At 73.2% G+C, this 25,915-nt stretch carries 29 protein-coding genes; 21 read left to right on the forward strand and 8 right to left on the reverse strand.

Annotated elements, in window-relative coordinates:
- Positions 1-21: 21 nt before the first annotated feature.
- The 8 genes from ACZ6S8_RS00235 to ACZ6S8_RS00270 all read left to right on the forward strand — a co-directional run bounded on the left by ACZ6S8_RS00235 (position 22) and on the right by ACZ6S8_RS00270 (position 8,206).
- On the forward strand, positions 22-945 hold the full coding sequence (locus ACZ6S8_RS00235) for an ABC transporter permease (RefSeq protein WP_469451073.1): 924 nt from the start codon (positions 22-24) through the stop codon (positions 943-945).
- On the forward strand, positions 938-1,978 hold the full coding sequence (locus ACZ6S8_RS00240) for an ABC transporter permease (RefSeq protein WP_469451075.1): 1,041 nt from the start codon (positions 938-940) through the stop codon (positions 1,976-1,978). The genes ACZ6S8_RS00235 and ACZ6S8_RS00240 overlap by 8 nt, the downstream gene beginning before the upstream one ends.
- A 12-nt stretch (positions 1,979-1,990) precedes the next feature.
- A complete protein-coding gene (locus ACZ6S8_RS00245; protein WP_469451077.1) occupies positions 1,991-2,965 on the forward strand; it encodes an ABC transporter ATP-binding protein in 975 nt (324 codons plus the stop codon).
- On the forward strand, positions 2,958-3,995 hold the full coding sequence (locus ACZ6S8_RS00250) for an ABC transporter ATP-binding protein (RefSeq protein WP_469451079.1): 1,038 nt from the start codon (positions 2,958-2,960) through the stop codon (positions 3,993-3,995). Before ACZ6S8_RS00245 ends, ACZ6S8_RS00250 begins: the two co-directional genes overlap by 8 nt.
- 436 nt (positions 3,996-4,431) lie before the next feature.
- Positions 4,432-4,626: a hypothetical protein gene (locus ACZ6S8_RS00255; protein ID WP_053677094.1), complete on the forward strand. Its 195-nt coding sequence runs from the start codon at positions 4,432-4,434 to the stop codon at positions 4,624-4,626.
- A 24-nt stretch (positions 4,627-4,650) separates the two neighbouring features.
- Positions 4,651-5,544, forward strand: a complete 894-nt coding sequence (gene mshB, locus ACZ6S8_RS00260; RefSeq protein ID WP_469451081.1) for an N-acetyl-1-D-myo-inositol-2-amino-2-deoxy-alpha-D-glucopyranoside deacetylase — start codon at positions 4,651-4,653, stop codon at positions 5,542-5,544.
- Positions 5,541-5,924: a DUF6113 family protein gene (locus ACZ6S8_RS00265; protein ID WP_469451083.1), complete on the forward strand. Its 384-nt coding sequence runs from the start codon at positions 5,541-5,543 to the stop codon at positions 5,922-5,924. Before mshB ends, ACZ6S8_RS00265 begins: the two co-directional genes overlap by 4 nt.
- Before the next feature lie 359 nt (positions 5,925-6,283).
- The gene (locus tag ACZ6S8_RS00270; RefSeq protein ID WP_469451085.1) at positions 6,284-8,206 is read left to right on the forward strand and encodes a peptidoglycan binding domain-containing protein; all 1,923 of its coding nucleotides are present in this window, start codon (positions 6,284-6,286) and stop codon (positions 8,204-8,206) included.
- Positions 8,207-8,263: 57 nt separating this feature from the next.
- On the opposite strand, the gene ACZ6S8_RS00275 is transcribed toward ACZ6S8_RS00270, so the two are convergent.
- On the reverse strand, positions 8,264-8,989 hold the full coding sequence (locus tag ACZ6S8_RS00275) for a transglutaminase family protein (RefSeq protein WP_469451843.1): 726 nt from the start codon (positions 8,987-8,989) through the stop codon (positions 8,264-8,266).
- 62 nt (positions 8,990-9,051) lie between these two features.
- A complete protein-coding gene (locus ACZ6S8_RS00280; RefSeq protein WP_469451087.1) occupies positions 9,052-10,047 on the reverse strand; it encodes a GNAT family N-acetyltransferase in 996 nt (331 codons plus the stop codon).
- 116 nt (positions 10,048-10,163) lie between these two features.
- Here ACZ6S8_RS00280 and fdxA point away from each other — a divergent pair, with 116 nt between their 5' ends.
- The gene (fdxA, locus tag ACZ6S8_RS00285) at positions 10,164-10,493 is read left to right on the forward strand and encodes a ferredoxin (protein ID WP_030011906.1); all 330 of its coding nucleotides are present in this window, start codon (positions 10,164-10,166) and stop codon (positions 10,491-10,493) included.
- 98 nt (positions 10,494-10,591) lie between these two features.
- Positions 10,592-11,686 (forward strand): succinyldiaminopimelate transaminase, encoded by a 1,095-nt coding sequence (dapC, locus tag ACZ6S8_RS00290; RefSeq protein ID WP_469451089.1) that lies wholly within the window; start codon positions 10,592-10,594, stop codon positions 11,684-11,686.
- An 82-nt stretch (positions 11,687-11,768) separates the two neighbouring features.
- Here the strand turns inward: dapC and ACZ6S8_RS00295 are convergent, their stop codons facing one another.
- Both ACZ6S8_RS00295 and ACZ6S8_RS00300 read right to left on the reverse strand, forming a co-directional pair.
- Complete coding sequence (locus tag ACZ6S8_RS00295) at positions 11,769-12,152, reverse strand: ATP-binding protein (protein ID WP_469451090.1); 384 nt, start codon at positions 12,150-12,152, stop codon at positions 11,769-11,771.
- Between the two features lie 288 nt (positions 12,153-12,440).
- Positions 12,441-13,430: a hypothetical protein gene (locus tag ACZ6S8_RS00300; protein ID WP_469451092.1), complete on the reverse strand. Its 990-nt coding sequence runs from the start codon at positions 13,428-13,430 to the stop codon at positions 12,441-12,443.
- Between the two features lie 50 nt (positions 13,431-13,480).
- Here ACZ6S8_RS00300 and dapE point away from each other — a divergent pair, with 50 nt between their 5' ends.
- Positions 13,481-14,560 carry a succinyl-diaminopimelate desuccinylase gene (gene dapE / locus ACZ6S8_RS00305; protein WP_469451094.1) on the forward strand — a complete coding sequence of 360 codons (1,080 nt, stop codon included), beginning with the start codon at positions 13,481-13,483 and terminating at the stop codon, positions 14,558-14,560.
- A 64-nt stretch (positions 14,561-14,624) separates the two neighbouring features.
- A complete protein-coding gene (locus tag ACZ6S8_RS00310; RefSeq protein WP_267718180.1) occupies positions 14,625-15,392 on the forward strand; it encodes an LOG family protein in 768 nt (255 codons plus the stop codon).
- 103 nt (positions 15,393-15,495) lie between these two features.
- Here ACZ6S8_RS00310 and folP read toward each other — a convergent pair whose 3' ends face one another.
- On the reverse strand, positions 15,496-16,356 hold the full coding sequence (folP, locus tag ACZ6S8_RS00315; protein ID WP_469451095.1) for a dihydropteroate synthase: 861 nt from the start codon (positions 16,354-16,356) through the stop codon (positions 15,496-15,498).
- A 76-nt stretch (positions 16,357-16,432) separates the two neighbouring features.
- On the opposite strand from folP, the gene ACZ6S8_RS00320 reads away from it, so the two are divergent.
- Positions 16,433-16,843: a DivIVA domain-containing protein gene (locus ACZ6S8_RS00320; RefSeq protein ID WP_469451097.1), complete on the forward strand. Its 411-nt coding sequence runs from the start codon at positions 16,433-16,435 to the stop codon at positions 16,841-16,843.
- Positions 16,840-17,415: a DNA-3-methyladenine glycosylase I gene (locus ACZ6S8_RS00325; protein WP_469451098.1), complete on the forward strand. Its 576-nt coding sequence runs from the start codon at positions 16,840-16,842 to the stop codon at positions 17,413-17,415. The genes ACZ6S8_RS00320 and ACZ6S8_RS00325 overlap by 4 nt, the downstream gene beginning before the upstream one ends.
- A gap of 38 nt (positions 17,416-17,453) precedes the next feature.
- Here ACZ6S8_RS00325 and chcB read toward each other — a convergent pair whose 3' ends face one another.
- Entirely contained in the window at positions 17,454-18,257 is an 804-nt protein-coding gene (gene chcB / locus ACZ6S8_RS00330) for a 2-cyclohexenylcarbonyl CoA isomerase (RefSeq protein ID WP_469451099.1), read from the reverse strand.
- Between the two features lie 330 nt (positions 18,258-18,587).
- On the opposite strand from chcB, the gene ACZ6S8_RS00335 reads away from it, so the two are divergent.
- Both ACZ6S8_RS00335 and ACZ6S8_RS00340 read left to right on the forward strand, forming a co-directional pair.
- Positions 18,588-18,755, forward strand: coding sequence for a DUF3117 domain-containing protein (locus tag ACZ6S8_RS00335; protein WP_003966491.1), 168 nt, complete (start codon positions 18,588-18,590; stop codon positions 18,753-18,755).
- A gap of 154 nt (positions 18,756-18,909) precedes the next feature.
- The gene (locus ACZ6S8_RS00340) at positions 18,910-19,527 is read left to right on the forward strand and encodes a hypothetical protein (protein ID WP_469451101.1); all 618 of its coding nucleotides are present in this window, start codon (positions 18,910-18,912) and stop codon (positions 19,525-19,527) included.
- Positions 19,528-19,549: 22 nt separating this feature from the next.
- Here ACZ6S8_RS00340 and ACZ6S8_RS00345 read toward each other — a convergent pair whose 3' ends face one another.
- Positions 19,550-20,212, reverse strand: coding sequence for an O-methyltransferase (locus tag ACZ6S8_RS00345; RefSeq protein WP_386522826.1), 663 nt, complete (start codon positions 20,210-20,212; stop codon positions 19,550-19,552).
- A 178-nt stretch (positions 20,213-20,390) separates the two neighbouring features.
- Here ACZ6S8_RS00345 and sigE point away from each other — a divergent pair, with 178 nt between their 5' ends.
- From sigE to ACZ6S8_RS00370, 5 genes are all read left to right on the forward strand, one after another.
- On the forward strand, positions 20,391-21,170 hold the full coding sequence (gene sigE, locus ACZ6S8_RS00350; RefSeq protein WP_469451102.1) for an RNA polymerase sigma factor SigE: 780 nt from the start codon (positions 20,391-20,393) through the stop codon (positions 21,168-21,170).
- Entirely contained in the window at positions 21,167-21,829 is a 663-nt protein-coding gene (locus tag ACZ6S8_RS00355) for a zf-HC2 domain-containing protein (RefSeq protein ID WP_469451104.1), read from the forward strand. The genes sigE and ACZ6S8_RS00355 overlap by 4 nt, the downstream gene beginning before the upstream one ends.
- Before the next feature lie 54 nt (positions 21,830-21,883).
- Entirely contained in the window at positions 21,884-23,224 is a 1,341-nt protein-coding gene (locus tag ACZ6S8_RS00360; RefSeq protein ID WP_469451105.1) for a S1C family serine protease, read from the forward strand.
- Between the two features lie 117 nt (positions 23,225-23,341).
- On the forward strand, positions 23,342-23,788 hold the full coding sequence (locus ACZ6S8_RS00365; RefSeq protein WP_469451106.1) for a sec-independent translocase: 447 nt from the start codon (positions 23,342-23,344) through the stop codon (positions 23,786-23,788).
- 114 nt (positions 23,789-23,902) lie between these two features.
- A complete protein-coding gene (locus tag ACZ6S8_RS00370; protein ID WP_469451108.1) occupies positions 23,903-24,625 on the forward strand; it encodes a hypothetical protein in 723 nt (240 codons plus the stop codon).
- Positions 24,626-24,743: 118 nt separating this feature from the next.
- Here ACZ6S8_RS00370 and ACZ6S8_RS00375 read toward each other — a convergent pair whose 3' ends face one another.
- Positions 24,744-25,910, reverse strand: a complete 1,167-nt coding sequence (locus tag ACZ6S8_RS00375; RefSeq protein WP_383917939.1) for an Mrp/NBP35 family ATP-binding protein — start codon at positions 25,908-25,910, stop codon at positions 24,744-24,746.
- Positions 25,911-25,915: the final 5 nt, after the last annotated feature.

Here is a 25,915-nt window from a genome sequence, read left to right on the forward strand (position 1 = left end):
GGATCGATCCTGGAGCAGTCCATGGGACGTTATGTGATCCGGCGGCTGCTCCAGATGATCCCGGTGTTCATCGGCAGCACGTTCCTGATCTTCTTCATGGTGTACGCGCTCGGCGACCCCGTCGCGGCCCTCTTCGGAGACAAGGCCCCCGACCCCGCCACCGCCGCGCGCATCCGCAAGGACCTCTACCTCGACCAGCCCCTGTGGAAGCAGTACCTGCACTACATGGGCCAGATCTTCCAGGGCGACTTCGGCACCGCCTTCAACGGGCAGAGCGTCACCTCCCTGATGGCGACCGCCTTCCCCGTCACCCTGCGCCTGACGATCGTCGCCATCGTCATCGAGGTCGTCGTCGGCATCACCCTCGGCGTCGTCAGCGGCCTGCGCCGCGGCAGGACCGTCGACACCAGCGTGCTGGTGCTGACCCTCGTCGTCATCTCCGTGCCGACCTTCGTCACCGGCTACCTGCTCCAGTACCTCTTCGGCGTCAAATGGGGCTGGGTCCGGCCCACCGTCTCCCCGGACGCCCCGTTCGGCGAGCTGATCCTGCCGGGCATCGTGCTCGCCCTCGTCTCCCTCGCCTACGTCACCCGGCTCTCGCGCACCTCGATCGCCGAGAACGTCAAGGCCGACTACGTCCGCACGGCCGTGGCCAAGGGGCTGCCGCGCCGCAGGGTCGTCACCCGGCACCTGCTGCGCAACTCCCTCATCCCCGTGGTGACCTTCATCGGCACCGACATCGGCGCCCTCATGGGCGGCGCCATCGTCACCGAGCGGATCTTCAACATCCACGGCGTCGGCTACCAGCTCTACCAGGGCATCCTGCGCAACAACGCCCCCACGGTCGTCGGCTTCGTGACCATCCTCGTCATCGTCTTCCTGGTGGCGAACCTGCTCGTCGACCTGCTCTACGCGGTCCTGGACCCGAGGATCCGTTATGCCTGAGCCCGAGCGTCCCGAGGGCCCCGAGCGCGCGGAGGGACCCGGCGGCTACGACCCCGTCGGCCCCCGCCGGCACGAGGCGATCTCACCCACCGGCCAGGGAGGCGCCATGGATCTGGCCCTGGAGGAGGCCGAGAGCCTGGAGAAGGGCCCCGGACCGGGACCCGCCGGCGGCACCGGAGCCCAGGAGAAGGCCCGCTCCCTGTGGTCCGACGCCTGGCACCAGCTGCGCCGCAATCCGGTCTTCGTGATCTCCTCCCTGCTGATCCTCTTCCTGATCGTCATCTCGATCTGGCCCCAGCTCATCGCCGACGGCGACCCGCTCCAGTGCGACCTGTCCAAGTCCCAGCAGGGCGCGTCCCCCGGACACCCCTTCGGCTACGACACCCAGGGCTGCGACGTCTACACCCGCACTGTTTACGGAGCCCGCGCCTCCATCACCGTCGGCATCTGCGCCACCCTGGGCGCCGCCCTGCTCGGCTCCGCGCTCGGCGGACTCGCCGGATTCTTCGGCGGCTGGTCGGACTCGCTGCTCTCCCGGGTCGCCGACATCTTCTTCGGCATCCCGGTCGTCCTCGGCGGACTCGTCTTCCTGTCCGTGGTCACCAGCGACACCGTCTGGCCGGTGGTCGGCTTCATCGTGCTGCTGGGCTGGCCGCAGATCGCCCGCATCGCCCGCGGTTCGGTGATCACCGCCAAACAGCACGACTACGTCCAGGCCGCCCGCGCCCTGGGCGCCGGAAACGGCCGGATGCTGCTGCGGCACGTGGCGCCGAACGCCGTCGCGCCCGTCATCGTCGTCGCCACCATCGCCCTGGGCACGTACATCGCCCTGGAGGCCACCCTGTCCTTCCTCGGCGTCGGCCTGCGCCCGCCCACCGTCTCCTGGGGGATCGACATCTCCAACGCGGCCCCGCAGATCCGCAACGCCCCGCACATGCTGCTCTACCCCGCGGGCGCGCTCAGCCTGACCGTGCTCGCCTTCATCATGCTCGGCGACGCGGTGCGCGACGCCCTCGACCCCAAGCTGCGCTGAGGAGCCCCGCACATGCTGCTCGAAGTCCGCGACCTGCACGTGGAATTCAAGACGCGCGACGGAGTCGCGAAGGCGGTCAACGGCGTCGACTACTCGGTGGACGAGGGCGAGACCCTCGCGGTGCTCGGCGAGTCCGGCTCGGGCAAGTCGGTCACCGCGCAGGCCGTGATGGGCATCCTGGACTCGCCCCCCGGGCGCATCGCGGGCGGCGAGATCCTCTTCAAGGGCGAGGACCTGCTGAAGATGAAGGAGGAGCGGCGCAGGAAGATCCGCGGCGCCGAGATGGCGATGATCTTCCAGGACGCGCTGTCCTCCCTGAACCCCGTCCTCAGCGTGGGCGCCCAGCTCGGCGAGATGTACGAGGTCCACCGGGGGATGTCCCGCAAGGACTCCCGGGCCAAGGCCGTCGAGTTGATGGACCGGGTGAAGATCCCGGCGGCCAAGGAGCGGGTGGGGGACTACCCGCACCAGTTCTCCGGCGGCATGCGCCAGCGCATCATGATCGCCATGGCGCTGGCCCTGGAGCCCTCGCTGATCATCGCGGACGAGCCGACCACGGCCCTCGACGTGACGGTCCAGGCCCAGGTCATGGACCTGCTCGCGGAGCTCCAGCGCGAACTGAACATGGGCCTGATCCTGATCACCCACGACCTCGGCGTCGTCGCCGACGTCGCCGACAAGATCGCCGTCATGTACGCGGGCCGGATCGTCGAGGCGGCCCCCGTCCACGAGATCTACCGGGCGCCCGCCCACCCGTACACCCGCGGCCTGCTGGACTCGATCCCGCGCCTGGACCAGAAGGGCCAGGAGCTGTACGCCATCAAGGGCCTGCCGCCCAACCTGCTGGCCATCCCGCCCGGCTGCGCCTTCAACCCGCGCTGTCCGATGGCCCGGCCCGTCTGCCGCACGGAGGTGCCGCCGCTCGCGCGGGTCGCCGAGGAGCGGACCAGCGCCTGCTTCTTCTGGACGGAGTGCCTCCATGGCTGAGTCCCTGCTCGAAGTGAAGGACCTGGTCAAGCACTACCCGCTGACCCAGGGCGTCGTCTTCCGCAAACTGATCGGCGCGGTCAAGGCCGTGGACGGGGTCTCCTTCTCCCTGAAGGCCGGCGAGACGCTGGGCATCGTCGGCGAGTCCGGCTGCGGCAAGTCGACCGTCGCCAAGATGCTGGTCAACCTGGAGCGGCCGACCGCGGGCACGATCTCGTACAAGGGCGAGGACATCACCCGGCTGTCCGGGCGGGCCCTGAAGGCCGTCCGCCGCAACATCCAGATGGTGTTCCAGGACCCGTACACCTCGCTGAACCCGCGCATGACGGTCGGCGACATCATCGGCGAGCCGTACGAGATCCACCCCGAGGTCGCCCCCAAGGGCGACCGGCGGCGCAAGGTCCAGGACCTGCTGGACGTGGTCGGACTCAACCCCGAGTACATCAACCGCTACCCGCACCAGTTCTCCGGCGGCCAGCGCCAGCGCATCGGCATCGCCCGCGGCCTGGCCCTGCAGCCGGAGGTCATCGTCGCCGACGAGCCGGTCTCCGCGCTCGACGTCTCCGTGCAGGCCCAGGTGATCAACCTGATGGAGAGGCTCCAGGACGAGTTCGACCTGTCCTACGTCTTCATCGCCCACGACCTGTCGATCGTCCGGCACATCTCCGACCGGGTCGGCGTCATGTACCTCGGCCGGATCGTCGAGATCGGCACCGACACCCAGATCTACGACCACCCCACCCACCCGTACACCCAGGCCCTGCTCTCGGCCGTCCCGGTCCCCGACCCCGGAGCACGCGCGCACCGCGAGCGGATCATCCTCTCCGGCGACGTCCCCTCCCCGGCCAATCCGCCGTCCGGCTGCCGCTTCCGCACCCGCTGCTGGAAGGCCGAATCCCGCTGCGCCACGGAGGTCCCCCTGCTGGCCGTCCCGGCCGTCTTCCCCTCGGGACCGGCGGCCCACCCGTCGGCCTGTCACTTCGCGGCGGAGAAGCAGGTGGTCCCGCCGCCCCCGGAGGACACGGCCTAGCCTCCGGCCTCCCGGGACGGCCGCCGCGCCGCCCGGGAACCCGGTGGGCCGCCGTTCGGCTGTCCACGGAGCGGACAGGGGGCGCCCGGGGACGATCATTTCCCGCCACCCGCGCGCGGGCACCCGCGCGACCGCCGCCACCCGGGCAACTCCGTTAACACGGGGGCAACTTGACCGTATCTGCCCCGAGATATCAGGCGGGCAGCCTGGGCCGGGTGCGGCCGTGCGGGTGCCGACAGCCGGCCGGGGAGGCGCACAGCCTCCCCGGCCGGCCTCCCCCGTGACCCCGGCCGTGCACCACGTACGCCCCTCGCGCTGCCGGAATTCGATCGGTGGGCTGGCACGGATAGTTATGATTCGTAGCGCATGGTGGGTATGCATCTCGCCGAGCACGAATACGCGTACCGATGTCCGCTCGACGTGGAGGTGAAACGCCGTGGCACTCTCGATCTCGGCCGTGGTGCTGCTGGCGATCGTCGTCTTCCTGCTGGTCCGCAGGTCGGGCCTGAAGGCGGGACACGCGGTGGTCTGCGTACTGCTGGGCTTCTACCTGGCGAGCTCCACCATCGCCCCCACCCTCAGCCAGCTCACTTCCAACGTGGCGAGCATGATCAGCGGGCTCAAGTTCTAGGCCGCTCCGCCTAGGCTTGGCCCCATGAACGGTCTTCCCGCCCGTCGTCTGCTGTTCGTGCACGCGCACCCCGACGACGAGTCGATCAACAACGGCGTCACCATGGCGAAGTACGCGGCCGAGGGCGCGCACGTCACCCTGGTGACCTGCACCCTCGGCGAGGAGGGTGAGGTCATCCCGCCCGGCCTCGCCCACCTGGCGGCCGACCGCGACGACGCCCTCGGCGCCCACCGCATCGGCGAACTCGCCGCGGCCATGGCCGAACTGGGCGTCACCGACCACCGGTTCCTCGGCGGCCCCGGCCGCTTCCGGGACTCCGGAATGATGGGCGCGCCGCAGAACACCCGGCCCGGCGCCTTCTGGTCCGCCGACGTGGACGAGGCCGCCGGCCACCTCGTCGAGGTGATCCGCGAAGTGCGCCCGCAGGTGCTCGTCACCTACGACCCCGACGGCGGGTACGGCCACCCGGACCACGTCCAGGCCCACCGCGTCGCCACGCGCGCCGCCGAACTGGCCGCGGAGCGCGGGTACCGCCCCGAACTCGGCGGGCCGCACCGGATCGGGAAGGTCTACTGGAACCGGGTCCCGCTGTCCGTGGCCGAGGCGGGCTTCGCCCGGCTGCGCGCGGACCGCACGGTCCCGTTCCCCGGGACGGCCACCCCCCAGGACGTGCCGGGGGTCGTCGACGACGGGCGGATCACCGCCGAGATCGGCGGCGAGGAGGTCTTCGTGGCCGCCAAGACCGCCGCCATGCGGGCCCACGCCACCCAGATCGCCGTGGACGGGCCCTTCTTCGCCCTCTCCAACGACCTCGGGCAGCCGCTGTTCACCAGCGAGTACTACGAACTCGTCGACGGTCGGCCCGGCGTGCCGGCCGGCGAGCGCGAGCACGACCTCTTCGCGGGGGTGCAGGCGTGACCGGGGCGACGGGGCCGGGCCGGATCGCCGGCTGCCTGGGCCTGCTGGTCGCGGGCGTGCTGACGGGCACGGCCGGCTGGCTGGTGGTGGACCTGTGGTTCCCCGGCGGGCTGCTGCTCGCCCTGCTGGCCCTCTTCGGGCTGTTCCTCGGCGGGCGGATCGCCCTCGGACCCGGGCTCGGCGTGGGCGGCGCGGCGGGCGGGTGGTTCCTCGCGTACGTGATGCTCGGCATCCCGCGCCCCGAGGGCGACTTCCTGTTGAGTTCGTCCGGAATCGGTATGTACGCCTACCTTTTGGGGGGAACCGTGCTGGCTGTGATGTGTGCCACGATGCGCGCGATCCCGGATCGGCCGGTTTCGGCCGCACCGTCCGCCAAGTGACGTGGCGTTGGACATCGCCGGAGGGCCGGCGCACCGGGGCCGGAACAGGCCGCGAAAGGTGCTTGCGGGGGGATTTGCGGGGCCCGTGAGGAACCGCTGATTCCCGGCGGTCAGTTGCGTACGGGCGACGGCCAGTATGGTGGACGGGCCGCCGAGCTGCCCGCGCACGGTATGACGGGCGGCGGAGCCAACCGGGAGAACCTGCCTTGAGTCGTGAAACTGACAGTTCGTCCTCCGGGCCCCAGGGGCGCGGTGGAGCCGCCTACCCCTCGGGTACCCCGCCGTATGGAACCGGCCAGTATCCGTCCACGACTGTGCCGACCGGGCCCGGCGCGCCGACCGCCCCGGAGGAGAACCCTGTGACCTCGAAGCCGTCCACGCCCGAATCCGACGGGCCCAAGACCGAGACCACCCTGACGACCCGGATCCGGATCAACATCCCGGGTTCGCGGCCGATCCCGCCGGTGGTCGTGCGCAAGCCGATGGGGGCCTCCGCCGACGAGGCGGGCGCCGAGCCGGCGCCGCCGCAGTCCCGGGCCCCGGGCGCCGCACCCTCCGCGCAGCCCGCGCCGAGGCCCAAGCAGCCCCTGCCGACCCGGATCGAGGCCGCGCAGGAGCCGTCCGCCCCGCAGGGCGGGCCGGCCGAGGGCGGGGAGGCGGCCAGCAACTGGTTCGCCCCGCGCAAGTCGGGCCCGCAGGCCCCGCCGCAGGGACAGGCCCCGCCGCAGCCGCCGGCGCCCGGCCGGGCACCCGGACTCCCGGCCGGAGGCCCGCAGGGCCAGGGGCAGGGCCAGGGCCCGTTCCAGGCCCCGCCCGCGGCCCCGCTCCCGGGACGCACCCCGCAGCCTCCGGCGACGCAGGGCGGCTTCGCGCCGCCGCGCTCCGCGGGCGCGCCCGCGTCGGGCTACAGCCCGGACTACGCCCCGCAGCCGCCCGCCCCGGCCGGCCCGCTGCCCGGCGGCCCCGGCACCGGGACGCCCCAGGGCTACCCCGGATACCCGGGCGACCAGGGCGACGCGGGGCCCGTCACCGAGGCGTTCCCCGCCTACGGCGGCCCCGGCCCCGGCGGCCCCGCCGGACCCACCGGCGGCCACGGCTTCGGCAGCGGCCCGGTCGGCGGGCCCGTCGGCGGGCCCCCCGGCGGCCCCGGCCCGGTCGGCGCCGCGGGCGGCCCCGGCGCTCCCGCCGGCGCCCCCCGCGCGGACGCGGTGCCCCGCTGGCCCGGTCCCGAGGCGGAGGGCCCCGCCCCCGTACGGACGCCGGTGCCCGCGCCGGTCCCCGCCCCCGCGGCGGTGCCCAGTCCCACGCCCCCGAAGCAGAAGGCCCCGGCCAAGCCAGTGAAGAAGGCACGCTCCAAGCTCCTCCTCCTGTGCGTCGGCCTCCTCGGCGTCCTCGGCGTGGCCTACGGCGCCGGGCTGCTGCTGAACCACTCCGACGTCCCCAAGGGCACCGTCGTCCTCGGCGTCGACATCAGCGGCAGCCGCGACGAGGCCGTGGCCAAGCTCCAGACGGCCTTCGGCGCCCGCGCCGCCGCACCGCTCCAGCTCACCGTCGGCGGCAAGCAGGTCGAGCTGAAGCCGGAGAAGGCCGGCCTGACGCTGGACAGCCAGACCACCGTCCGCAACGCGGCCGGCAGCGACTACAACCCGGTCACCGTCATCGGCTCCCTCCTCGGCCAGGAGCGCGAGGCGACCCCCGTGATGCCGGTCGACGAGGAGAAGCTCCAGGTCGCCCTCCAGGAACTCGCGGGCACGGCCGGCTCGGTCACCGAGGGCACCATCACCTTCGACACGGGCAAGCCCGTCGCGGTGCCCGGCACCCCCGGCACCACCCTCGACGCCGACGCCTCGGTCGCCCAGGTCACCAAGGCCTTCCGCGACATGATGGCCACCGGCAAGTCCGCCCCGGTCGAACTGCCGGTCACCGCCAAGGCGCCGGTCATCGACCAGGCCGAACTCGACCGTGCCATGAAGGAGTTCGCCGAGCCCGCGATGTCGGCCAACGCCGTCGTCAAGATCGGCGGCAAGCCCCTGGCCTTCGGCTCCAAGTCCCTGCCGAAGATCCTCAGCATGCAGCCGGTGGAGGGCCACCTCGTCCCGAAGTTCGACCTGGAAGCCCTCAAGGACGTCTACGGGAACACCTTCGACGGGATCCTGATCGCCCGGGGCAACGGCTCCAAGACCGCGGTCACCCCGCAGGACGTGGCCGGCGCCCTCGGCGAGGCCCTGCGCGGCAAGACCACCGCCGAGCGGACCGTCGTCGTCGACACCAACCCGTCCTGACCGTCCGGGGCCGGGGCACCGCCCCGGCCCCGGAGGCCGGGGCGGGCGCGCCGGAGGTCAGTTCAGCAGCGCGCGGGCCGACGCGGCCTCCGCGCGGATGCGGCCCGCCGCGGTGACGTCGATAGCGTCCACCACCGTCGCGTAGGACTCCATCTCGGCGGCCCCCTCCTGGAACGCGCCCCGCTCCACCAGCAGCCGCGCCCGCTCGTACCGGAGCGACGCCGGGTGCGACGGCAGCAGCAGCGACAGGTCCAGCGCCCACAGCGCCACCCCGGAGTGCTCGGGCCGGGCCGAGGCCCACGCCCGGATGTTGTTCAGGATCCGCAGCACGATGTCCCGGGTGCGCGCCGGGGTCCGCGGCCCGTCGGCCATTTCCGCCGGCCCCGTCCCCAGCGAGGCGCCGCCCGCGAACGGATCCACCACCACGCCCTCCTCCGGGTCCCCGAAGCCCACCACGAAGTGCCCCGGCAGCCCCAGCCCGTACACGGGCGCACCCGCCCGGCGCGCGACCTCCAGCCAGACCACCGACAGCAGGATCGGCAGCCCGCGCCGCCGCCTCAGCACCTCGTGCAGCAGCGAGGACTCCAGCCGGTCGTAGTCCGCCGGCGTGCCGTGGAAGCCGAGCCGTCCGCCCAGCAGTTCCGTGACCGCCGAGGCCCACGCCCGCCCGCCCCGCAGCCCGTACGGCAGCATCCCCGCGAGCCGGTCCAGCTCGATCTGCGCCCAGTCCATGGCGCGTTCGTCCAGGTCCGGGTCACCCTCCGCCGCCAGCAGCAGGCACATCAGGGCAAGGTCCGGGCGCTCCGACCGGGCCTCCGCCGCGAACTGCTCCCGCCAGGCGGACGTCACGCCGCCTCCCGCAGCTGCCGGTAGTGGTGGTAGCCGTGGTGCGTGGCGAAGCCCAGGCCGTCGTACAGGGCCCGTGCGGCCGCGTTGTCCGTCTCCACCTGGAGCCAGGCCGCCGACGCGCCCTCCTCCAGCGCCCGCCGGGCCAGGGCCGCCATCACCGCCGTCGCCAGCCCCTCCCGCCGGTGCGCCGGGTCGACCGTCACGGCTGCGAAGCCGGCCCACCGCCCGTCCACCACGCACCGGCCGACCGCGCGGCCGCCGGGCAGCGCCGCGAACCACACCGACGGCCCCTCGACCAGCATCCGCCGGGCGAGCTCCGGGTCCTCGACCTTCCCGTAGCGCCCGAGCCACTCCTCGTCCGGGGTGCGCGTCAGGCGTATCTCCGCGGCCGCCGGCGCGTCCGCGTCGCCCACCGGGGCCAGCGCACCGATCCGCACCTCCGCCGAGACCTCGGCCGCCCAGCCGCGCCGCTCCAGCTCCGCGCACAGCAGCTCCTGGGTGCCGGCGGCGCCCGTGGCGGCCTGTACGTACGCCGGGAGGCCGCGCCGCGCGTACCAGGAGGTCACCCGCGCGAGTGCATCCTCCAGCGGCATTCCCGGATCGCCGAGCGGCAGGACCGAGTTGGCGCGCCGGGTGAATCCGGCGGCCGCCCGCAGCGTCCACTCGCCCAGCGGCTCGCTCTCCAGCGGCTGCCAGGACCGCGCGGTGATCCGCGCGAGCTCCTCGAAGGAGGCCGCGGGACCCCGCCGGCGGGCCGGCGCGGCGGGCACGACCTTGCCCGCCACCAGCGAAGATTCCGAAATGCGGACCGCCTGGCCGTTCTTCTTTGTGATCAGCAGCACACCCTCGTACCAGGATGTGAGAACCCCTACCGTGTCCGCGAACTCGGGTGATCCGCCCGCCCTCGGCTCCACCCGTCGTACAGAGACTCGTTTACCCACGTCAGCCGGGGTGATACGGATCTCCAGCCGTCCGCCTGCAGCGATTTCCACAGCTCTGTCCGCCCCTCCTGTTCGGATCGTGCCCGGGAACGGAGATACTAGGTGCGGGCATCGACGACGCCGCGCTCCCGCGCGATATGGAAGCCCTACCGAGGAGGAACGAGAGCGTGACCTACGTCATCGCGGAGCCTTGTGTCGACGTCAAGGACAAGGCATGCATCGAAGAGTGCCCCGTCGACTGCATCTACGAGGGCCAGCGGTCCTTGTACATCCACCCGGACGAGTGCGTCGACTGTGGTGCGTGTGAGCCGGTCTGCCCGGTCGAGGCCATCTTCTACGAGGACGACACTCCCGAGGAGTGGAAGGACTACTACAAGGCGAACGTCGAGTTCTTCGACGAGCTCGGCTCGCCCGGTGGTGCCTCCAAGCTCGGCCTGATCGAGCGCGACCACCCCTTCGTCGCCGCGCTTCCCGCCGGCATCAACGGCGAACACTGACCTTTCACGGCAGAAGCACCCCCTCGGCCCCGTGCGGCCTGCCCGCCGCACGGGGCCGAGGTGTTTCGCGCCCCCACCCAGAGAGAGCAGAGACCCCCGTGGCCGCAGTATCCGACCGTCTTCCCGTCTTCCCCTGGGACAAGCTGGAGCCGTACAAGGCCACGGCGGCGGCCCACGCGGACGGCATCGTCGACCTGTCGATCGGCACGCCCGTGGACCCGGTGCCCCGGCTGATCCGGCAGGCCCTCACCGACGCCGCCGACTCGCCGGGCTATCCCACGGTGTGGGGCACGGTCGCCCTGCGCGACGCGATCACGGGCTGGGTGCGCGGACGGCTCGGCGCGAGCGCCGCCGGACACGCCAACGTCCTGCCGGTCGTCGGCTCGAAGGAACTGGTGGCGTGGCTGCCGACCCAGCTGGGCCTCGGCGCCGGCGACAAGGTCGCCTACCCCCGGCTCGCCTACCCCACGTACGAGGTCGGCGCGCGGCTGTGCGGCGCGGAGCCCGTCGTGTACGACGACCCGACGGAGCTGGACCCGGCCGGCGTCCGGCTGCTGTGGCTCAACTCCCCGTCCAACCCCACCGGGAAGGTCCTCCCCAAGGAGGAGCTGATCCGGATCGTGGCCTGGGCGCGCGAGCACGGCATCCTGATCTTCAGCGACGAGTGCTACCTGGAGCTGGGCTGGGAGGCCGAGCCGGTCTCCGTCCTCCACGACGACGTCTGCGGCGGCTCCTACGAGGGCCTCGTCGCCGTCCACTCCCTCTCCAAGCGGTCCAACCTGGCCGGCTACCGGGCGGCGTTCGCCGCCGGCGACGCGGCCGTGCTCGGCGAGCTGCTGCAGATCCGCAAGCACGGCGGGATGATGACCCCCGCCCCCGTGCAGGCGGCCACCGTGGCGGCCCTCGGCGACGACACGCACGTGGCCGAGCAGCGCGAGCGCTACGCCGCCCGCCGCGCCGCGCTGCGCACCGCCCTGGAGGCGCACGGTTTCCGCGTCGAGCACAGCGAGGCCAGCCTCTACCTGTGGGTGACCCGGGACGAGCCCTGCTGGGACACCGTCGCCCACCTCGCGGAGCTCGGCATCCTGGTCGCGCCGGGGGACACCTACGGCGAGGCGGGCGCGCGGTTCGTGCGCGTCGCCTTCACCGCCACCGACGAGCGCGTCGCGGCGGCCGTCAAGCGCCTCGGCTGAGCGGGGCCCGCACCCGCCGCACCGGAACAGCCCGAAGGGGCCGGGAGTTCGTGCTCCCGGCCCCTTCGGTGTCCTGCGGCGGTCAGCCGCCGAGCGGCAGTCCGCCGAGCGGCAGGGCCCCGGTCAGCGAGCCGGTCGGCAGCGAGCCAGTCGGGAGCTCGCCGGTGGGCAGCGAGCCCACCGGAAGGTCCTTCGCGGCGGGCAGCCCGCCGAGCATCGGCGCGGCGGTGCCCACCAGGTCGGCGGCGGGCGCGGCGGCGGCCGGAACGGCCTCGGTGGCGGTGTCCGTGGCCGCCGTCGCGCCGGCGGCGTCGGGGGCGGTGAGGGGGGCGGTGAGCGCGTCCAGCTGCGGCACGGACTCCAGGCCCGCGGCGCTGGCCGCGCCGGCCGCACCGACCACGGGCGCTGCCCCGGCTGCGAGGAGCAGCGCGGCACGGGCGATCCGGCGGGTCAGGGGGAGGGACATGTTGCTCCTAAGCGGTAGCGGCTGAGTACGCCGTGTACAACCGCTCGCGGGGCGGGTGGAGTTGCGGATGCCCCGGGTAAAGGATCGGTAACGCATCGTTTAATCGGCCTGCGTGATAAATGCATTCAGCACGCGCCCACCAGGCCTTCTGTACCTCCGGGGACCCTCCCGGCCCCGGCACCGGACACCCCCGGGCGGGTGACGCCTCGTACGCGCGGCCGGGTGCCTTCCGGCGGGCTTCCGGGCCGTCCCGGCCGCCTTCGGCGCGCGGTGCGGACGCGGCCGCCCTCAGCGGGCGGTGAAGATGCGGACCTCGCCCGCGGGGGCGGCCTGCCGCTCGCCGCCCTCCGGTGCGCCGTCCGCGCCCCCGGACCGCCACGCCCGGCCGGCCCGGCCGCCGGTCCAGTCGCCGCCGCCGTACGAGACCCGCGCGATCCCCAGCTCCTGGGACCGGGCCACCGCCCAGTGGGCCACGGCCCGGCCGCGCCGCTCCTCGGCCGCGCCGCCGTCCCGCTTCAGCCGTACGTCGACCCGGCCCCGGTCCTGCACAGCCCCGTCCGCGGCCGCGGCGTCGGCGGCCGCCCCGCCGGGACCGCCGCCCAGCGCGCCCTCGCCGAAGGCCCGTACCAGCTCCGTCCGCACCCGCTCCGGATCGCCGCCCGCCGGAACCGGACCCGAGCACACCAGGGTTCCGGCCCCGCCGAAGGCGGCCGTCAGGACCGTCGCGTCCGGCTCGTGCTTGGCGTACGCCTGCGGGAAGCCGCTGCGCTGCACCTTCTGCGCGGCGACCGTCAGCGGCAGCCGCGAGTACCCCGGGACCTCGACGAGGTGGTCGTAGAAGATCGCGGCCGAGTAGACCGGGTCCGTGATCTGCTCCGGCGTGCCCCAGCCCATCGAGGGCCGCTGCTGGAACAGGCCGAGCGAGTCCCGGTCCCCGTGGTCGAGGTTGCGCAGCGCCGACTCCTGCATCGCCGTGGCCAGCGCGATGGTCACCGCCCGGTCCGGCAGCCCCTTGGAGATCCCGACCGCCGCTATCGTCGCCGCGTTCGAGGCCTGCTCCGGGGACAGCTCGTACTCCTCGGGGTCGGCCCCTGCCGCGGAGGCCGTGCAGTAGGGGGCGCCGCCGCCGTTGGAGTTCCGCTGGGCGGCGAAGTACCCGATCACCGCGAACAGCACGAGGAGACCGACGGCCACCCGCAGCGGTCTGCGGCGGCGGGAGCGGGGAGGACGGTTCTCGGACACGCCGCCCACCGTACTTGAGGCGTGTGACGCGTCCATCGGCCGGACGACGCGGACTGCGCGCAGTCCCGGGCGCTAGGGTCGGTTCCATGTCCGAATCCGAGCTGGACCTCACCCTGGACGCCGCCGAGCTGACCGCCCGGCTCGTCGACATTCCGTCCGTGAGCGGCGACGAGAAGGTACTCGCCGACCTCGTGGAACACGCGCTGCGCGGCCTCCCGCACCTGACCGTGGACCGCTTCGGGAACAACGTCGTCGCCCGCACCCACCTGGGCCGCGACGAGCGCGTCGTCCTCGCGGGGCACCTCGACACCGTGCCGATCGCCGACAACGTCCCCTCCCGCCTCGACGGGAACGGCGTCCTGTGGGGCTGCGGAACGACCGACATGAAGTCAGGCGTGGCCGTGCAGCTGCGGATCGCCGCGACCGTGCCCGAGCCGAACCGCGACCTCACCTTCGTCTTCTACGACCAGGAGGAGGTCGCCTCCGACCTCAACGGCCTGGGCAAGGTCGCCGAGGCCCACCCCGACTGGCTCACCGGCGACTTCGCCGTGCTGCTGGAGCCCTCGAACGCCGAGGTCGAGGGCGGCTGTCAGGGCACCCTGCGCGTCCTGCTCCGCACGGCCGGCGAGCGCGCCCACTCCGCGCGCAGCTGGATGGGCTCCAACGCCATCCACACCGCGGGCCCCATCCTGGCGAAGCTGGCGGCGTACGAGCCGCGCAGGCCGGTCATCGACGGCCTGGAGTACCACGAGGGCCTCAACGCGGTCCGCATCGAGGGCGGCGTCGCCAACAACGTCATCCCCGACGCCTGCACGGTGACGGTCAACTTCCGCTACGCCCCCGACCGGAGCGAGGCCGACGCGCTCGCCCACGTGCGGGAGGTCTTCGCGGACTGCGACATCGCCGCGTTCGAGGTCGACGACTCCTCGGGCGGCGCCCTGCCCGGCCTCGGCCACCCGGCCGCGGCGGCCTTCATGGAGGCCGTCGGCGGCCGCGCCATGCCGAAGTTCGGCTGGACGGACGTCTCGCGCTTCAGCGCGCTGGGCGTTCCGGCGGTGAACTACGGCCCGGGCGACGCCCTGCTGGCCCACAAGGTGGACGAGCGCGTGGAGACGAAGGCGATCCTGCACTGCGAAGAACGACTCCGGACCTGGCTGACCTCCTGAATTCCGCTTCTCGTCACCTTCGTGCGCCTACCCTGATCCAACGATCAGCAGGAGGGAGCACATCATGGGCAACCACGGCAATCCCGACGCGTCCGCTCGTCACCGGCCCGAGGAGCAGCAGCTCGGACCGGTGCTGAGGAGGCGCAGCCAGGTGCAGGCGGGCAGTACGACGGACCAGCGGCTGCTGGATTCGGCCGGCCCCTCCGAGTGGGTGCACACCGATCCCTGGCGGGTCCTGCGCATCCAGTCGGAGTTCATCGAGGGCTTCGGCACGCTCGCCGAGCTGCCCCCGGCGATCAGCGTGTTCGGTTCGGCGCGGACCCCGGTCGACTCGCCCGAGTACGAAGCGGGCGTACGGATCGGGCGCGCGCTGGTCGACGCCGGCTTCGCCGTCATCACCGGCGGCGGCCCGGGCGCGATGGAGGCGGCCAACAAGGGCGCCCGCGAGGGCAACGGCATCTCCGTTGGCCTCGGCATCGAGCTGCCCTTCGAGCAGGGGCTCAACGAGCACGTCGATCTCGGCCTGAACTTCCGGTACTTCTTCGTCCGCAAGACGATGTTCGTGAAGTACAGCCAGGGCTTCGTGGTGCTGCCGGGCGGTCTCGGCACGCTGGACGAGATGTTCGAGGCGCTCACCCTGGTGCAGACGCAGAAGATCACCCGCTTCCCGATCGTGCTGTTCGGCACGGAGTACTGGAGCGGTCTGATCGACTGGCTGAAGAACACGGTGATCGCCCAGGGCAAGGCCTCGGAGAAGGACCTCTACCTGTTCCACGTCACGGACGACGTGGACGAGGCCATCGCGCTGGTGACGAAGGAAGTCGGGAAGTAGGACCCGCCCCCGGGGCGGGCCCCCGCCCCGGGATCAGCCCCGCCCCGGATGCGTCCCGCCCCCGGGCTCAGGCCAGGCCCCGCGCTCAGGCCAGGCCCCGCGCTCAGGCCAGGCCCCGGCGGGCGACCGCGGGGGGCCGGTGGCCCTGGATCGAGGCCACCATGTCCAGGACCTGCCGGGTCTCCGCGACCTCGTGGACGCGGTAGACCTGCGCGCCCAGCCAGGCCGAGACGGCCGTGGTGGCCAGGGTGCCGAGCAGGCGCTCCTTGACCGGCTTGTCCAGGGTCTCGCCGACGAAGTCCTTGTTCGACAGCGAGACCAGCACCGGCCAGCCCGTGTCCGCCATCTCGGTCAGCCGCCGGGTGGCCTCCAGGGAGTGCCGGGTGTTCTTGCCGAAGTCGTGGCCCGGGTCGATCATGATCGACTCCCGCGGCACGCCGAGGGCGGCGGCGCGCTCCGCCAGGCCCACGGTGACGCGCAGGATGTCCTCCATCACGTCCTCGTACGCGATCCGGTGCGGCCGGGTGCGCGGCTCCACCCCGCCCGCGTGGGTGCAGACCAGGCCCGCGCCGTAGCGGGCGGCGACCTCGGCGAGGCGGGGGTCGACCCCGCCCCAGGCGTCGTTCAGCACGTCCGCCCCGGCCTCGCAGACCGCCTCGCCGACCTCGTGCCGCCAGGTGTCCACGCTGATCACCACGTCCGGGTGGCGGCGCCGGACCTCGGCCACGAAGCCGACCGTGCGCCGGGCCTCCTCGACCGCGTCCACGTGCTCGCCCGGGCCCGCCTTGACGCCGCCGACGTCGATGATGGCGGCGCCCTCGGCCACCGCCTGCTCGACCCGCGCCAGCGCCGGCTCGTCGCGGAACGTCGCGCCCTGGTCGTAGAAGGAGTCAGGAGTCCGGTTCACGATGGCCATGATCACCGGCTCGTGGGTGTCGAACTCGTGCCTGCCCAGTCGCAGCATCCTGCTCTTTCCTCCTTCGGCGGCCCTCGCGCCTCGCCTGCGACCTTAACCTGGTGGCCGGAGTCTCTCAGGGGAGTTGATCGTGTTCTTCTTCTTGATGATCGCGCTGGTCGTGGTCGTGGCAGCGGTCACCCTCGCGGTGGTCGGCGGCGGCTCGGAGGCCGTCCTGCCGGAAGCGGAGCCGGACCGGGTGGCCGACGGGCTGCCGGAGACCCGGCCCGTCGTACGGGCGGACATCGACGCGCTGCGGCTGCCCGTCGCGCCGCGCGGCTACCGGATGGCCGAGGTGGACGACGTACTGGAACGCCTGGCGGCGGAGCTGGCGGAGCGCGACGCGCGGATCGCCCTGCTGACCGCGGACCGGGACGGCGCCGCGCCCGGCGCCGCGGCCGGTGAGGAGCCCGCCGACGCGGCGGGCCCGGCCGCCGCCGGAGCCGTCGACCTGACCGGCGGGCACGTCGACCTGACCAAGGACGCCGGGCGATGACCGGCGCGGTGGCCGGTCCGGACGGCGGCCTGCGCTGCCCGTGGGGGCTGTCCACCCCGGACTACGTGGCGTACCACGACACGGAGTGGGGCCGACCGGTCCACGGCGACGACGCGCTGTACGAGCGGCTGTGCCTGGAGGCCTTCCAGTCCGGGCTGTCGTGGCTGACGATCCTGCGCCGCCGCGAGGGCTTCCGCACGGCCTTCGCCTCGTTCGAGATCGCGAAGGTGGCGGAGTTCGGCCCGGCGGACGCCGCGCGCCTGCTGGCCGACGAGGGGATCATCCGCAACCGGGCCAAGATCGAGGCCACCCTGGCCAACGCGAAGGTGCTGGCCGGATGGGAGCCGGGCGAGCTCGACACGCTCGTCTGGTCGTACGCCCCCGAGGAACCCGGTCCGGCCCCGCGGTCGACGGCCGACGTCCCGGCGGTGACCCCCGGGTCCACGGCCCTGGCGAAGGCCCTGAAGAAGGCGGGCATCCGCTTCGTCGGCCCGACCACGGCCTACGCCCTCATGCAGGCCTGCGGGCTGGTCGACGACCACCTCGCGGACTGCGTCTCCCGCGGGGCCTGAGCCCCGCCGGGAGACGCCCCGGTCAGCGGCCCGGCACGTCAGCGGCCCAGGTACGCCGGCGGCTGCTTCGCCAGGAAGGCCTGGACGGCGATGGCGTGGTCCTCGGAGGCTCCCGCGCGGGCCTGGAGGGCCTCCTCGCGCTCCAGCGCCTCCGGGAGGGAGCGGGAGGCCCCGTACGCGAGGGACTCCTTCAGCGCGGCGTACGCCACCGTCGGGCCGGCGGCCAGCGTGCGCGCCAGGGCCTCGGCCTCGGCGTGCAGGGACTCGGAGGGCACGAGGCGGTTGGCGATGCCCAGCTCGTACGCCTCCTGGGCGCGGACCGGACGCGGGAACAGCAGCAGGTCGCTCGCGCGGGACGCGCCGATCAGGCGGGGGAGCGTCCAGGACACACCGGAGTCGGCGGTCAGGGCCACGCCGGCGAACGAGGTGGTGAAGGAGGCGGTGTCGGCGACGACCCGGAAGTCCGCCGCCAGGGCGAACCCGAAGCCCGCACCGGCCGCAACGCCGTTCACTCCGGCGACCACCGGCTTGGGCATCTCGGTCAGCGCCCGGACGATCGGGTTGTAGTGCTCGGCGACCGTGCTCATGGTGTTCGAGGAGCCGCTCTCGCGGTCCGCCGCGAGGCTGCCGATGTGCTCCTTGAGGTCCTGGCCGACGCAGAAGGCCCGGTTCCCCGCCGCCGTGAGCAGCACCGCGCGCACCGCGGTGTCCCCGGCCGCCGCCCGGACCGCGTCGCGCAGGGCGACCTTGGCCTCGGTGTTCATGGCGTTCATCGCGTCCGGACGGTTGATCGTGATGGTGGCGAGTCCGTCGGTCACTTCGTAGAGCACGCTGTCGGCCATGGCAGGGGGTCCCCCTTCGTCGCGGGCTTGGCTACCGGCCGGTATCGGCGGGTGCAAGGGCCAGCATGGCGGACCGGGCCGCACGCGCACATGTGATGTGCGTCAAAGAAAGCGGATGCCGATACCAGGGGGCAGCGGCGAAGTATCGCAGGCGGGTCCCCGAAATGAGTGGTTTTGGTCGAGCGCGTTGCCCAACCGTTCACAGCCGATGTTGGTCATCGGGTCCTGACATGCGGGATAATGGCCAAGAAGCAATGTGTTCGATGCCGGGTACTAGGCGCCTGAACGGTGCCGTCGGCTGACGATGTGGTTTCAGGAAGGGGAACGAGCATGGCGGCCATGAAGCCGCGGACGGGCGACGGCCCGCTCGAGGTCACCAAGGAGGGGCGGGGCATCGTCATGCGCGTACCGCTCGAGGGCGGCGGTCGGCTTGTCGTCGAGCTGACCCCCGACGAAGCGGACGCCCTGGGTGACGCCCTGAAGAAGGTCGTCGGCTGACACGTCGGCACCCTCTGCGTTCTCCGCACTGCCCCGGCCGCTCGTCCCGACGAGCGGCCGGGGCAGTGCTGTGTCCCGGCCCGTCCGCCCGTCTCCGTTCGTCCGTCCGCCTGCCTGCCTGCCTGCCCGTCCGTCCCCGTACGCCGGAGCCCACGTGACCTTCGCGCCGCCCGCGCCGCCCGCCTTCGCCGACTGCACCGCGCGCGAGAAGGCCGCGCGGATCCTCTCCGACGTGCTCGCGCCGGCGAACCTGGTGGTGGCCCAGCTCCTGCTGATCGGCCGGCACAGCACCGGATCCCCCGCCGGGCTCGGCTGGGGGCTGCTCGCCGCGCTGTTCTGCGGAGCGGTCCCGATCGGGATCATCTCCCTCGGCGTCCGGCGCGGCGCGCTCACCGACCAGCACATCCGGGTGCGCCGGCAGCGGATCGTCCCGATGGCCCTCAGCCTCGTCTCCGTCGTCGCCGGCATCACCCTGCTACGGGTCCTCGGAGCCCCGGCGGACGTGTTCGCGCTGGTCGTCGCGATGCTCGTCGGCCTGGTGGCCTCGCTGCTGGTCACGATCGGCTGGCAGATATCCCTCCACCTGTCGGTGGCCGGCGGCACCGTCGTGATCCTGTTCCTCGTCTTCGGCCCGGCCGCGCTGGCCGCCGCGCCGGTCGTCGCGGCCATGGCCTGGTCCCGGCTCGTCCTGCGGGCGCACACCCCGGCCCAGCTCCTCGCCGGCGCCGCCCTGGGCGGCACGGCGGCGCTCACCTTCGCCCTGCTGCGCTGACGCGGCGTACGGCGCCGGCCGCTCAGCGCCGCACGGCGCACAGCAGGCCGTCGCCCACCGGGAGAAGGGCGGCCTCCAGCGCGGGGCTCTCGCGGACGCTGCGCAGCAGCTCGCGGACCCGGAGCACCTCCACCGGCTGGGCCGCGGAGTCGACCGTACGGCCGTCGGAGAAGACCCCCTCGAAGCAGACCAGCCCACCGGGGCGCAGCAGGCGCAACGATTCGGCGAGGTAGTCGAGGGACTCGGCGGGGTCCCCGTCGCAGAACACGAGGTCGTACCCGCCGTCGGCGAGGCGGGGGAGCACGTCCAGCGCGCGGCCCGGGATGAAGCGGGCGCGGTTGCCCGCGAAACCGGCGGCGCGGAACGCCTGGCGGGCGAAGGCCTGCCGGTCGCCCTCGGGATCGACCGTGGTCAGCACCCCGTCGGCGCGCATCCCGTGCAGCAGGTGGATGCCCGAAACACCGGTCCCCGTACCGATCTCGGCGACCGCCTTGGCGTCCGCCGTGGCGGCGAGCAGGCGCAGCGCAGCCCCGGTTCCGGGGGAGACGGAGCGCAGGCCCGCTTCCCTGGACCGGTCACGGGCCCATCGCAGAGCGTCGTCCTCGGCGACAAACGCGTCGGCGAACGCCCAGCTCGTCTGCCGGTTGCCGGTAATGACCCTCTCCTGTCCCCATAGTTGGCGCAACGGTGACTGTATCCGCTGAGGTCGGGAACCCGCAGATGGGACCGGGCGTTGTGAAGGGTGGAGACGGGATCAGAAGGGACGGCGCCGGGCAGATCGGCGATCCGGGCCGTTCTGGGGACCGGGCCCCGTGCAAAGTTAATGCAAAAACGCTTATCCCAAGCTGACGGAGGGGGTGGCTATGGTAGGGAATCCACTGGACACCACCAGAGCCGACAGGGGAGGTGCGGCTGCGCCTGTGGATCGTGGGGGCGTCATCCGGCGTCTCTTCCGGTCGGCGGGTGAGCCGAAATCCGTGACCGACATTGCTGACCGCTTCCACACCGCCGACACCGCACCCACCGCGACCTTTGCCGCCGATGCGGGCTCGCAGGCGTGGACCCCTCCCTCGTGGGAGGAGATCGTCAGCACGCACAGCGCGCGGGTCTACCGCCTCGCCTACCGTCTGACCGGCAACCAGCACGACGCCGAGGACCTGACGCAGGAGGTCTTCGTCCGCGTCTTCCGCTCGCTGTCCACCTACACGCCCGGCACCTTCGAGGGCTGGCTGCACCGGATCACCACCAACCTCTTCCTGGACATGGTCCGCCGCAAGCAGCGGATCCGCTTCGACGCGCTCGGGGACGACGCCGCCGAGCGGCTGCCGAGCCGGGAGCCGTCCCCCCAGCAGGTGCTCCACGACACCCACTTCGACGCGGACGTCCAGCAGGCGCTGGACACCCTCGCGCCGGAGTTCCGTGCCGCCGTGGTGCTGTGTGACATCGAGGGCCTGTCGTACGAGGAGATCGCCGCCACCCTCGGCGTGAAGCTCGGCACCGTGCGCAGCCGCATCCACCGCGGCCGTTCCCACCTGCGCAAGGCGCTCAAGCACCGGTCTCCCGAGGCCCGCGCCGAGCAGCGCGCGCTGGCCGGCGTGTCCGTGGGCGCGCCGGGCACCGGGGGAGAGGGCGGAGCCGAGTGAGCGGAGCCAGTCCGTCCCCCGCGGAACAGCACCTGGGCGACCGCCTCGCCGCCCTGGTGGACGGGGAGCTCAAGCACGACGCGCGCGACCGGGTCCTCGCCCACCTGGCCACCTGCGCCAAGTGCAAGGCCGAGGCCGATGCCCAGCGCCGTCTGAAGACCATGTTCGTCGAGAGCGCGCCGCCGCCGCTGTCCGCGGGGCTGCTCGCGCGGCTCCAGGGCCTGCCGGGCAGCGGACCCGAGGGCCCCTCCGGTCCCGCGGGCCCGGGAGCTGCGCCGGGCGCCGATCCGTTCGGGTCGTTCGCGTACGCCCTGCCGGCCGCGCCCCGGTCCGAGCAGCAGGGGTTCCGCATCCACGAGGTGGGCCGACCGCGCCGCCGACTGGCCTTCGTGGCCGCCGGAGCCGTCTCGCTGGCGGCGCTCGCCCTGGGCGGTTCGCTGCCGCTGGAGGCCGCGGACCCGAACGTCCGCGGTGAGTCCCCCGTCCCCGCCACCCGACCCGGACCGGCCGTGTCCGTGGCCGACGCGGTCGTCCGCGACCGCCGTCCCACGCCCGCAGCCGTCCCCGGGCCCAGCCTGTTGGCGTCCCTGCCGACGCCGCTCCCGCCGCTCCACCCCTCCCCGCCGGCATCGGCTCGACCGGTCTCCCTCCTGCGCTGACCCGGGACCTGGTTGAATCTGCGGCACATGTGCACAGGTAGGCGGGGAGCACCCATGGCCGACAGCCAGCAGACCGATCCGGCACCGTTGTGGTGGAGCCGGCCCGAGGGCACGGCGGAACTCCGCCGCGAGGGGGTCCCCGCACCGCGTCCGGAGTCCGGACCGCAGGCCGGTCCCGAACCCGGTGCGGACACCGGTGCGGCCCTCGGGGCCGAGCCGGACGCTCCGGCCGCGCCCGTGGTGCGGTACGACCCCTGGGGCGACCAGCCCCTCCAGGTCGTGGACCGGGGCCGGCAGCGCCGCGGGGTCGGCCCGTGGCAGCTGGTGGCCTTCGGCGTGGGGGTCGCCGTGCTCGCCGGCGGCATCGGCGGGTACCTCGGCGTGGTCGCCGAGCGGCAGAGCAGCACCCGGCTGGAACTGCCGCAGGCGGGCGTCGCGGCCGCGGGCCGGGCGCCCGGGAGCGTGGCCGGGATCGCGGCCACCGCCCTGCCCGGCGTGGTGACCCTGCACGTGCGGTCCACCGACGGGAGCGGGACCGGCACGGGATTCGTCCTCGACGCCCAGGGCCACATCCTGACCAACAACCACGTCGTCGGCGACGCCAAGGACATAGGCGTCACCTTCAGCACCGGCGAGAGCGTCAGCGCCGAGCTGGTGGGCCGCGACACCGGGTACGACCTGGCGGTGGTCAAGGTCAGCGGGGTGCGCGGGCTGCGCCCGCTGAGCCTCGGGAACTCGGAGAACGTCCAGGTCGGCGACCCGGTGGTGGCCATCGGAGCCCCGTTCGACCTCTCCAACACCGTCACCGCCGGGATCATCAGCGCCACCGGCCGGCCCGTCACCGCGGGCGGCGACAAGGGCGACGGCAGCGACGTCAGCTACGTCGACGCGCTCCAGACGGACGCCCCCATCAACCCCGGGAACTCCGGCGGCCCCCTCCTCGACGCCAAGGCCCACGTGGTCGGCATCAACAGCGCGATCCGGGGCGCCGACAAGGACGATCCCGACCGGCAGGGCGGCTCCATCGGCCTCGGCTTCGCCATCCCCATCAACCAGGGCAAGCGCGTCGCCGAGGAACTGATCCGCACCGGCCGCGCCACCCACCCCGTCATCGGGGTCACGCTCGACCTCCAGTACAAGGGCGACGGAGCCCGGGTCGGGGACAAGGGCGCCGACGGCAAGCCGTCCGTCGTCGCCGACGGGCCGGGCGCGCGCGCCGGGATCCGGGCCGGGGACGTGATCACCAAGGTGGACGGGCAGCGCGTACGCGGTGGTGACGAGCTCATCATCAAGATCCGCGCCCACCGTCCGGGAGATCCGCTGACCCTCACCGTGCTGCGCGAGGGCCGCGAGCGCACCCTGGAAGTGGTCCTCGGATCGGCGAACGGCTCGTGAGGCGCGCCTGACGTCCGGGTGAAACCGTGGTCGATGCGGTACGCAGGTATGGGCCCGCGGAGAACGGCGGGTACCGTGTGTCCAGGCCCGAAGTGAAGAGAGCCGAGGAGCGGCAAGGTGTTCAACGACATAGGCGCACTCGAACTTGTCACGATCGTGGTGCTCGCCATCCTCATTTTCGGCCCCGACAAGCTGCCCAAGGTCATTCAGGACGTTTCCGGCATCATCCGGAAGATCCGCTCCTTCTCGGACAGTGCGAAGCAGGACATCCGCTCCGAACTCGGCCCCGAATTCAAGGACTTCGAGTTCGAGGACCTGAATCCGAAGACCTTCATCCGCAAGCAGCTGGGCGAGAACGAGGACCTCAAGGAGATCCGCAGCAGCTTCGATCTCCGCAAGGAACTGAACGACGTCACCGACGCCGTCAACAGCCGCGAGACCGAGGCCGCTCCGGCCCCCGCGACCCCGGCCGCCACGCCCGCCGGCACCGGCCCGGACCTGCTGAAGAAGCCCGCCGCCCCGGCCGCCGAGCAGCCCGCCCGTTTCGACGCCGACGCCACCTGAGCCGCGCCCTGCCCGGTGAACCCGGGTCCGGTGGCTATCCTCCATCTGTCCGGACGCAGGACGCCCGAGGGGGGCGGGCCGCCGACGGACCCGACGGAACGAGAGGCCGCGCAGATGGAGACGACGAGCAGTAGCCGGGTAGGGACGCAGCCAGCCGACGCCCCCGCCGCCGCACCGCAGGACCCGCAGGACCCGCAGGACCCCTCCGTACAGCCGCAGGACGGGGCCGCTCCCGTCCCGGCGGCCCGCCGGACGGCCGAGGGCTTCCTCGCCGCCGACTTCCCCTGGTACGGGCTGGACGACGCCTTCGCCGGACGGCGCTGGCTCATGCAGGTCGGCACCGCCGCCGACGGCACGGTGGAGCACGGTTCGACCGGGCACGGCGACGAGCCGTCCGCCCGCGGCGAGATCGCCACCGGCGAGAAGGAGCGCTTCGCGGTGGTCGTCACCGTCGCGAGCAACCCGCTGCGCCGCAGCGCCGACGGCACCGGTGTCCTGGAGGCCACCTCGGTCTCCTCGGCGGCCTGGCTGGCCGGCTCGGGGCTGCTGGCGTACAGCTGGCCGGGGCAGATGGACCACTCCCTGCGCAGCGACTGGCTCGACCAGCAGACCGAGGCCGCGTGGGAGCTCGCGGACGACCTCGACGGCGAGGACTGGTCGATGCTGTCCCTGCCGGTCGACGGGGAGCCGACGCCCTTCCACTACCGCGAGTCGGAGTTCGGGTGGGTGCTGGCCGGCTCCACCGGCAGCGGCGTGCACCTCGGAGCCTTCGGCCGCGGCATGAGCGCGTACGGGATCGGCTTCGCCGCGATCGAGGACCTCGGCACCTACGAGTAGCCCCGGACCGGCCCCGGAAGGGGCGGGGACACCACCCGACACGCACCACGCGAAAGGCACCGCGGGAAACCCCGCGGTGCCTTTCGCACGTCCGGTGACGGGCCCGGCCCGCCCGGCCTCAGAACTTGTTGCGCGGGGTGATGCCCAGGGACATGCCCGACAGTCCGCGCGCGCGGCCGCCCAGCTTGCCCGCGATCGCCCGCAGGGCCGCACCGGCCGGGGACTCGGGGTCGGACAGGACCACGGGAGTGCCGTCGTCGCCGCCCTCGCGCAGCCGGACGTCGATCGGGATCGAACCCAGCACGGGCACCGACGCGCCGACGGTCTTGGTCAGCCCGTCGGCGACCTTCTGGCCGCCGCCCGAACCGAAGACGTCCACCATCTCGTCACAGTGCGGGCAGGGCAGGCCCGACATGTTCTCGACGACGCCGACGATCTTCTGGTGGGTCTGCACGGCGATCGACCCGGCCCGCTCCGCGACCTCGGCCGCGGCCTGCTGGGGGGTGGTGACCACGAGGATCTCGGCGTTCGGGACCAGCTGGGCCACCGAGATCGCGATGTCGCCGGTGCCCGGGGGCAGGTCCAGCAGCAGCACGTCCAGGTCGCCCCAGAACACGTCGGCCAGGAACTGCTGCAGGGCCCGGTGCAGCATCGGACCGCGCCACACCACCGGCGCGTTGCCCGGGGTGAACATGCCGATGGAGATGACCTTCACGCCGTGCGCCGACGGCGGCATGATCATGTTCTCGACCTGGGTGGGGCGGCCCTCGACGCCGAGCATCCGGGGCACGCTGTGCCCGTAGATGTCCGCGTCGACCACGCCGACCTTCAGCCCGTCCGCGGCCATGGCCGCGGCCAGGTTGACGGTGACCGAGGACTTGCCGACGCCGCCCTTGCCGGACGCGACCGCGTAGACGCGGGTCAGCGAACCGGGCTTGGCGAACGGGACCTCGCGCTCGGCGGTGCCGCCGCGCAGGGTCGTCGCCAGGTCCTTGCGCTGCTCGTCGCTCATCACGTCGAGGGTGACGGCGACGGAGGTGACCCCGGCGACCCGCTCCACGGCCTCGGTGACGTTCTTCGTGATGGTCTCGCGCATGGGGCAGCCCGACACCGTCAGGTACACGGTGACCGCGACGGCGCCGCCGTCGCCGATCTCCACCGATTTGACCATGCCGAGCTCGGTGATCGGCCGGTGGATCTCGGGGTCGTTCACCGTCGCCAGCGCGTCCAGGATCGCGTCCTGCTCCGGAACGGCGGCGTCGGCGGAGCTTGTGTCGGTAGCCATGCCCC

It is taken from the genome of Streptomyces sp. NPDC048461 (genome assembly GCF_055587105.1).

Bases quoted from the DNA above. Each gene is read 5' to 3' on its own strand.
- ACZ6S8_RS00235 (WP_469451073.1), top strand. From the start codon at position 22: ATGGGACGTTATGTGATCCGGCGGCTGCTCCAGATGATCCCGGTGTTC.
- ACZ6S8_RS00240 (WP_469451075.1), top strand. From the start codon at position 938: ATGCCTGAGCCCGAGCGTCCCGAGGGCCCCGAGCGCGCGGAGGGACCC.
- ACZ6S8_RS00245 (WP_469451077.1), top strand. From the start codon at position 1,991: ATGCTGCTCGAAGTCCGCGACCTGCACGTGGAATTCAAGACGCGCGAC.
- ACZ6S8_RS00250 (WP_469451079.1), top strand. From the start codon at position 2,958: ATGGCTGAGTCCCTGCTCGAAGTGAAGGACCTGGTCAAGCACTACCCG.
- mshB (WP_469451081.1), top strand. From the start codon at position 4,651: ATGAACGGTCTTCCCGCCCGTCGTCTGCTGTTCGTGCACGCGCACCCC.
- ACZ6S8_RS00275 (WP_469451843.1), bottom strand. From the start codon at position 8,989: ATGTGCCTGCTGCTGGCGGCGGAGGGTGACCCGGACCTGGACGAACGC.
- ACZ6S8_RS00295 (WP_469451090.1), bottom strand. From the start codon at position 12,152: ATGTCCCTCCCCCTGACCCGCCGGATCGCCCGTGCCGCGCTGCTCCTC.
- ACZ6S8_RS00300 (WP_469451092.1), bottom strand. From the start codon at position 13,430: ATGGACGCGTCACACGCCTCAAGTACGGTGGGCGGCGTGTCCGAGAAC.
- dapE (WP_469451094.1), top strand. From the start codon at position 13,481: ATGTCCGAATCCGAGCTGGACCTCACCCTGGACGCCGCCGAGCTGACC.
- ACZ6S8_RS00310 (WP_267718180.1), top strand. From the start codon at position 14,625: ATGGGCAACCACGGCAATCCCGACGCGTCCGCTCGTCACCGGCCCGAG.
- folP (WP_469451095.1), bottom strand. From the start codon at position 16,356: ATGCTGCGACTGGGCAGGCACGAGTTCGACACCCACGAGCCGGTGATC.
- ACZ6S8_RS00325 (WP_469451098.1), top strand. From the start codon at position 16,840: ATGACCGGCGCGGTGGCCGGTCCGGACGGCGGCCTGCGCTGCCCGTGG.
- chcB (WP_469451099.1), bottom strand. From the start codon at position 18,257: ATGGCCGACAGCGTGCTCTACGAAGTGACCGACGGACTCGCCACCATC.
- ACZ6S8_RS00335 (WP_003966491.1), top strand. From the start codon at position 18,588: ATGGCGGCCATGAAGCCGCGGACGGGCGACGGCCCGCTCGAGGTCACC.
- sigE (WP_469451102.1), top strand. From the start codon at position 20,391: ATGGTAGGGAATCCACTGGACACCACCAGAGCCGACAGGGGAGGTGCG.
- ACZ6S8_RS00360 (WP_469451105.1), top strand. From the start codon at position 21,884: ATGGCCGACAGCCAGCAGACCGATCCGGCACCGTTGTGGTGGAGCCGG.
- ACZ6S8_RS00370 (WP_469451108.1), top strand. From the start codon at position 23,903: ATGGAGACGACGAGCAGTAGCCGGGTAGGGACGCAGCCAGCCGACGCC.
- ACZ6S8_RS00375 (WP_383917939.1), bottom strand. From the start codon at position 25,910: ATGGCTACCGACACAAGCTCCGCCGACGCCGCCGTTCCGGAGCAGGAC.